At 65.4% G+C, this 6,454-nt stretch carries 4 protein-coding genes; all 4 read left to right on the forward strand.

Annotated features, from left to right (window positions below; genetic code table 11):
* Window positions 1–230: 230 nt before the first annotated feature.
* The gene (locus tag VG320_RS18210) at window positions 231–1,085 is read left to right on the forward strand and encodes an IclR family transcriptional regulator (RefSeq protein WP_327201479.1); all 855 of its coding nucleotides are present in this window, start codon (window positions 231–233) and stop codon (window positions 1,083–1,085) included.
* A gap of 560 nt (window positions 1,086–1,645) precedes the next feature.
* Window positions 1,646–3,031 carry an MdtA/MuxA family multidrug efflux RND transporter periplasmic adaptor subunit gene (locus VG320_RS18215; protein WP_327201480.1) on the forward strand — a complete coding sequence of 462 codons (1,386 nt, stop codon included), beginning with the start codon at window positions 1,646–1,648 and terminating at the stop codon, window positions 3,029–3,031.
* Window positions 3,032–3,036: 5 nt separating this feature from the next.
* Complete coding sequence (locus VG320_RS18220) at window positions 3,037–6,189, forward strand: MdtB/MuxB family multidrug efflux RND transporter permease subunit (protein ID WP_327201481.1); 3,153 nt, start codon at window positions 3,037–3,039, stop codon at window positions 6,187–6,189.
* Window positions 6,190–6,193: 4 nt separating this feature from the next.
* Window positions 6,194–6,454 (forward strand): efflux RND transporter permease subunit (locus VG320_RS18225; RefSeq protein ID WP_327201482.1); only part of this gene is annotated, 261 nt, incomplete at its 3' end.

Here is a 6,454-nt window from a genome sequence, read left to right on the forward strand (position 1 = left end):
AGATTACGCGAACTATCAAACATAACAGATTATGTTTTCCACATAACGATGTGGCCCGCCTTTCCCCATGCCGCTTGGCTTTCATCGGATGGATGGGCTGTACAACGGGACTTGGCCAGGTCCCTCGCGTGCATCTAGATTGCATGCCACGCAATAAAAGTTGAAATAGTGTTCCAGAAAACACGCAAAACAATACGACAAACCAACAACCACACCTGAGAGCTTTGCCGATGACCTCCAACTCCCCTTCCCGCAGCGACGCGGCGCGGGACTCCAAAGACGGCAGCGCCGACGAAGTCACCGCGCTGGCGCGCGGCCTGACGGTCCTGCGCGCCATCGCCGCCGCTGAAACGCCGCTTGGCAATCGAGAACTGACGGAGCTTACCGGCATTCCGAAAGCGACGCTCTCGCGCCTGACAGGCACGCTCGTCTCGACCGGTTTTCTGGCCCGCATGCCCGACAGCGAACGCTTCGTGCTGACGTCGTCGGTGCTTGAGCTGTCGAGCGGCTTCCTGCGCAACGCCGACCTGCGCGAGCGCGCCCGTCCCTTTCTGACCCGCCTTGCCGAACGCACCGCGCTCTCGGTGCACCTGGCCGTGCGCGACCGGCTGGACATGGTGGTGATCGACGCGATCCGGCCGCGCTCCGCCGTGCTGGTCTCGCGTCTCGAAGTGGGCTCGCGCATCGACATGAGCCGCACGGCCGTGGGCCGCGCCTATCTGGTGGCGCTCGACACGGACTCGCGCGCCGAACTGACCACGGCCCTGCAGGCCGCCGCCGGCAACGACTGGGGCTTTGTCAGCAGCCGTCTCGACGCCGCGCTCGCGGAAACGGCGATCCAGGGCTACGGCATGGCGATCGGCGAATGGTACGAAGGCCTGAACGCCATCGCCGGCGCGTTTGCCGGGGCTAACGGCGAGCTTTACGCCATCAATTGCGGCGGCGCCGCCCAGCAGTGTCCGCGCGACTGGCTGGTGGCGCATGCCGTGCCGCTGCTGCGCGAATGCGTCGAGCGTATCGCCGAGGAAATCGGCGGTACGGCATGCCTGCCCGCATCGATTCGGCCCGCGCCGCATTCGCGCTGAACCCAGATCCGGCCACTGACGCCCTTCACCCCTTGTCCCTACATTAAATCGTCCAATTTCTTACACGACGCGGATACGACCTGTAACCTCCGTAACGCCTCGAAAGAATCAGCACTGGACGGTAACAAACGGGGCAACGTAGCATCATGCCTTTCAGGTGGCGTGAGCCGCTGGTAAGGCGTCAGTCAGTCTCCGGTCAGTTGCTGGTCGCTCATTCGTACGCCCACGCAAGTGCATGCGCTGGCGTTGCGCCATGCCGGCTGACCTGGCGCACAACAGGAAGGCGCACGGGCAGTATCGGCAACGAGCCCGTGCGTGCCTGCCCCAAGCGTGCCTGCGCAACGCCGCCGCCCACCGCCAGGCCGCCCTATCAGGCCAGCCAGCCACATCGGGGCCGCCCGCCGCCACCTGACATCAAGCTTGCGCGCATCTCGCGTAGCATCGGCAAGCGTGGCCGCACCCGCCGCCTTCGCCTGATGCTTGCGCGCGCCAGACCGCTCAACCGACAAGCACGTCCCTACGCACGTCACTGTCACCGTTACTCGCAACCGACCTGACCGATGGATCAACAAGAAAAGCGCCCGGATTCCCCTCGTCGAGACACGCCGCCGTCGCCCGCCACGGGCGCAGCGGCGCCGCGCAAGAGTCGCGGCAAGCTGATTGCGATTGCAGTCGTGTTGATCGTCGCCGCCATCGTGCTGCTGCGCTGGCAGCCGTGGAACCGCAACCCGAACGGTGCGGGCGCACCCAACGCTGCGAGCGGCGGCGGCCGTCACATGGGACGCGGCGGCCCCGGCGCGCTCGCCAACATGCCGCAGCCGGTGAGCGTGGCCACGGCAAAGGCCGGCGACATGCCCATCGTCATCACCGCGCTCGGCACGGTCACGCCGCTGGCCGACGTCACGGTGCGCACGCAACTATCGGGCACGCTGCAAAGCGTCAACTTCCAGGAAGGCCAGATGGTCAACAAGGGCGACGTGCTTGCCCAGATCGACCCGCGCCCCTATCAGATTTCGCTCGCCAACGCCGAAGGCCAGCTCGCGCGCGACCAGGCGCTGCTCGCTACCGCGCGCCTCGATCTCAAGCGCTACCAGACGCTGCTCGCGCAGGACTCGATCGCGAGCCAGCAGGTCGACACACAGGCCTCGCTCGTCAAGCAGTACGAAGGCACCGTCAAGTCCGATCAGGCCAATATCGATACCTACAAGCTCGATCTCACCTACGCGCGCGTGACTGCGCCGGTGTCGGGCCGCGTGGGTCTGCGCCAGGTCGATCCGGGCAACTACGTGACGCCCGGCGACACCAACGGTCTCGTGGTGCTCACGCAGTTGCAGCCCATCAGCGTGATCTTCACGACCTCGGAAGACAATCTGCCGCCGATCATGAAGCAACTGCACGCGGGCACCAAAATGTCTGTGGCCGCCTACGACCGCAGCAACACCACGCTGCTCGAAAATGGCTTCGTGCAGACCATCGACAACCAGATCGACACGACCACCGGCACCGTCAAGCTGCGCGCGAGCTTCGCCAACAAGGACGAGTCGCTGTTCCCGAACCAGTTCGTCAATGCACGACTGCTGGTCGATACGATCCACAACGCCGTGATCGTGCCGACCTCAGCCGTGCTCAACGGCTCGCAGGGCCAGTACGTGTACGTGGTGAAGCCCGATAACACCGTGACGGTGCGGGTCATCAAGGTCGGCCCGGTCGATGCCGAGCGCACCAGCATCGCCTCGGGTCTCGCGGTGGGCGAGCGCGTCGTGATCGACGGTTCGGACCGTCTGCGCGAAGGCGCGAAGATCACGATTCCCGCCGAGCATCCGAAGCACGCCTCGGGCGCGAAGGGTGCATCGGGCGCTTCGTGGGCCGGCGCCGCATCGGGTGCATCGGGCGCCTCGGGTGCGCACCACCATCGCCGCCACGCCTCTGAGACTTCGGGCCAATAAGCCGCATGAATCCGTCCCGCGCTTTTATCCTGCGGCCGGTCGGCACGGCGCTGCTCATGGCGGCGATCATGCTGGTCGGCCTCGTCGCCCTGCGCTTCTTGCCGCTGTCCGCGCTGCCTGAAGTCGATTATCCGACCATCCAGGTGCAGACCTTCTATCCGGGCGCGAGCCCGGACGTGATGACGTCCTCCGTGACCGCGCCGCTCGAGCGCCAGTTCGGGCAGATGCCGTCGCTTAACCAGATGTCGTCGCAAAGCTCGGCGGGCGCCTCGGTCATCACGCTGCAGTTCAGCCTCGACCTGCCGCTCGACATCGCCGAACAGGAAGTCCAGGCCGCCATCAACGCAGCCGGCAACCTGTTGCCCTCGGACCTGCCCGCGCCGCCGATCTACGCCAAGGTCAACCCGGCCGACGCGCCGATCCTCACGCTCGCGATCACTTCGAAAACGCTGCCGCTCACGCAGATCCAGGATCTGGCCGATACGCGCCTGGCGCAAAAGATCTCGCAGGTGGCGGGCGTGGGTCTGGTGAGCCTGTCGGGCGGCCAGCGCCCGGCCGTGCGCATCCAGGCGAACCCGCGCGCGCTCGCGGCCTATGGCCTGAATCTGGACGACCTGCGCACCAGCATTTCCAACCTCAACGTCAACACGCCGAAGGGCAACTTCGACGGCCCGACGCGCGCCTACACGATCAACGCCAACGACCAGCTCACCGACGCCGACGCCTACAAGGACGCCGTGATCGCCTATCGCAACGGCCGTCCCGTGATGCTCACCGATGTCGCCAACATCGTGCAGGGCGCGGAGAACACCAAGCTCGGCGCGTGGGTCGACGACACGCCCGCGATCATCCTGAACGTGCAGCGCCAGCCCGGCGCGAACGTGATCCAGGTGGTGGACAACATCAAGGCGCTGCTGCCGCAGTTGCAGGAATCGCTGCCGCAGTCGCTCGACGTGCAGATCGTCACCGACCGGACCACCACGATCCGCGCCTCGGTGCGCGACGTGCAGTTCGAGCTGCTGATGTCGGTGGTGCTGGTCGTGCTGGTGATGTACCTGTTCCTCGCCAACATTTACGCGACCATCATTCCGAGTCTCTCGGTGCCGCTCTCGCTGATCGGCACGCTCGCGGTGATGTATCTGTGCGGCTTCTCGCTCGACAACCTCTCGCTGATGGCGCTGACCATCGCCACCGGCTTCGTGGTGGATGACGCCATCGTCATGATCGAGAACATCGCGCGCTACGTGGAGGACGGCGAATCGCCGCTCGAAGCCGCGCTCAAGGGCTCGAAGCAGATCGGCTTCACCATCATCTCGCTGACGGTTTCGCTGATTGCCGTGCTGATCCCGCTGCTCTTCATGGGCGACGTGGTCGGGCGTCTGTTCCACGAATTCGCCATCACGCTGGCCGTGACCATCGTGATTTCGGCGATCGTCTCGCTCACGCTGGTGCCGATGATGTGCGCGAAGATGCTGCGCCACACGCCGCCCACCGAAAGCCGCCGCTTCGAGACGCGCGTGCATGCGTTCTTCGACTACATCATCGGCCGCTACGGCGTCGCGCTCGAATGGGTGCTGGCGCGCCAGCGCCTCACGATGGTGGTGTTCGCGATCACACTGGTGCTCACGGGCTTTCTCTACGTGGTAGTGCCCAAAGGCTTCTTCCCGGTGCAGGACACGGGCGTGATCCAGGCGATCACGCAGGCGCCGCAGTCGGTCTCGTATGCGTCGATGGCCGAACGCCAGCAGGCGCTCGCCGACGAGATCCTCAAGAACGACAACGTGGAGAGCCTCACCTCGTTTATCGGCGTGGATGGTTCGAACATCACGCTTAATAGCGGGCGCATGCTCATCAACCTGAAGCCGCGCGACGACCGCAGCGAAACGGCCAGCGAGATCATCCGCGATCTGCAGCGCTCGACTTCGCACGTGCCGGGCGCGACGCTCTTCATGCAGCCGGTGCAGGATCTGACGATCGACTCCACCGTGAGCCCCACGCAGTACCAGTTCATGCTGACCACGCCCAACATCCAGGACTTCACGACCTGGGTGCCCAGGCTCGTGAGCCGCCTGCAGCAAGTGCCCGAACTCGCCGACGTGGCAACCGATCTGCAGGATCAGGGCTCGTCGGTGTTCATCGAGATCGACCGCGCGAGCGCGGCGCGTTACGGCATCACGCCCGCCACCGTCGACAACGCGCTCTACGACGCCTACGGCCAGCGCATCATCTCGACGATCTTCACGCAGTCGAACCAGTACCGCGTGATCCTGGAAGCCGATCCGGTGATGCAGCACTACACCGATTCGCTGAACTCGATCTACCTGCCCTCCTCGACTTCGACCACGGGCCAGGTGCCGCTGTCGGCCATCGCGAAGTTCCACGAGCGGCCCGCGCCGCTGCTGGTCTCGCACCTCTCGCAGTTCCCGGCCACCACCGTCTCGTTCAACCTGGCGCCGGGCGCGTCGCTGGGTGCGGCGGTCAAGGCGATCCAGCAGGCCGAGCAGGACATCGCCCTGCCGGGGTCGTTCCAGACGCGCTTCCAGGGCGCGGCGCTGGCGTTCCAGGCATCGCTGTCGAACGAGCTGTTCTTGATTCTCGCGGCCATCGTGACGATGTATATCGTGCTGGGCGTGCTGTACGAAAGCTTCGTGCATCCGATCACGATTCTCTCGACGCTGCCCTCGGCGGGGATCGGTGCGCTGCTGGCGCTGATGATCACCGGGCATGATCTCGACATCATCGGCATCATTGGCATCGTGCTCCTGATCGGTATCGTCAAAAAGAACGCGATCATGATGATCGACTTCGCGCTGGATGCCGAACGCAACGAGGGCAAGCCGCCGCGCGAGGCGATCTATCAGGCCTGTCTGCTGCGTTTCCGCCCGATCATGATGACGACGATGGCGGCACTGCTGGGCGCGCTGCCGCTGATGCTCGGCACCGGCGCGGGTTCCGTATTGCGGCGGCCGCTGGGTATCGCCATCGCGGGCGGTCTGATCGTGTCGCAGGCGCTCACGCTGTTCACGACGCCGGTGATCTATCTGGCGTTCGACTCGCTCGCGGCGCGCATGCGCAAGCGCTTTGGCGGCGACGGATCGCACCCAACCCCGCCAACCCCGCCTTCGCCGCAGGCACCTTCGTCCGACGCGGAGCATTGATGCGATGAATCTCTCGCGCCCTTTCATTTCGCGCCCGGTCGCGACCACGCTGCTGGCGCTGGGCATCGCGCTGGCCGGTCTGTTCGCGTTCACGAAGCTGCCGGTGGCGCCGCTGCCACAGGTGGACTTTCCGACCATCTCGGTGCAGGCGACGCTGCCGGGCGCAAGCCCGGAAACCGTCGCCACCAGCGTGGCCAGCCCGCTGGAGCGGCACCTGGGCTCGATCGCCGACGTCACCGAGATGACCTCGCAAAGCTCGGTGGGC

This window comes from Paraburkholderia sp., from assembly GCF_035948235.1.
GTDB lineage: Bacteria > Pseudomonadota > Gammaproteobacteria > Burkholderiales > Burkholderiaceae > Paraburkholderia.

Bases quoted from the DNA above. Each gene is read 5' to 3' on its own strand.
- VG320_RS18220 (WP_327201481.1), top strand. From the start codon at position 3,037: ATGAATCCGTCCCGCGCTTTTATCCTGCGGCCGGTCGGCACGGCGCTG.
- VG320_RS18210 (WP_327201479.1), top strand. From the start codon at position 231: ATGACCTCCAACTCCCCTTCCCGCAGCGACGCGGCGCGGGACTCCAAA.
- VG320_RS18215 (WP_327201480.1), top strand. From the start codon at position 1,646: ATGGATCAACAAGAAAAGCGCCCGGATTCCCCTCGTCGAGACACGCCG.